The sequence below is a fragment of the Oleiphilus sp. HI0117 genome, from assembly GCF_001635235.1.
In genome coordinates this window covers 1-758 of record NZ_LWGA01000062.1, presented here as the reverse complement: position 1 = coordinate 758, position 758 = coordinate 1, and the positions used below count along the sequence as shown (strand labels likewise).

Here is a 758-nt window from a genome sequence, read left to right as displayed (position 1 = left end):
TTGAAGACGAATTGAAGCAGTCGTATCTCGATTATGCGATGAGTGTTATCGTTGGTCGTGCCTTGCCTGATGCGCGTGACGGTCTCAAGCCTGTGCATCGTCGAGTCTTGTTTGCGATGAGCGAACTGGGGAATGACTGGAACAAGGCGTACAAGAAGTCAGCACGTGTCGTCGGTGACGTAATCGGTAAATATCACCCTCATGGTGACTCCGCCGTATACGATACGATTGTACGAATGGCTCAGCCTTTCTCTTTGCGTTACATGCTTGTAGATGGACAGGGTAACTTTGGTTCCATAGATGGTGATAACCCAGCTGCGATGCGATATACCGAAATTCGTATGCAGAAGCTTGCTCATTCGTTGCTTGCTGACTTGGACAAAGAAACAGTCGATTTTGTTCCTAACTATGACGGTACCGAGCAGATACCCGAAGTTATGCCGACTAGAGTTCCTAACCTGTTGGTGAATGGCTCTTCAGGTATCGCTGTTGGTATGGCAACAAATATTCCGCCACACAACCTAACTGAAGTTGTCGGCGCTTGCCTTGCTCTGATGGATAATAGTGATATTACCTGTGAAGAGCTTATGGAAATTATTCCAGGTCCAGATTTTCCAACCGCTGCGATTATTAATGGTCGTGCAGGGATAGTCCAGGCTTACCAGACTGGCCGCGGGAAAATTTATTTAAGAGCGCGCTATGAGGTCGAGACCGATAAGAATGGAAAAGAGCGCATTGTCGTTACAGAAATTCCATAT

General features: G+C 47.0%; 1 protein-coding gene. It reads left to right on the top strand.

Annotated elements, in window-relative coordinates; genetic code table 11:
- On the top strand, positions 1–758 hold a 758-nt coding region (locus A3757_RS01020; protein WP_304439156.1), incomplete at both ends, for a DNA gyrase subunit A.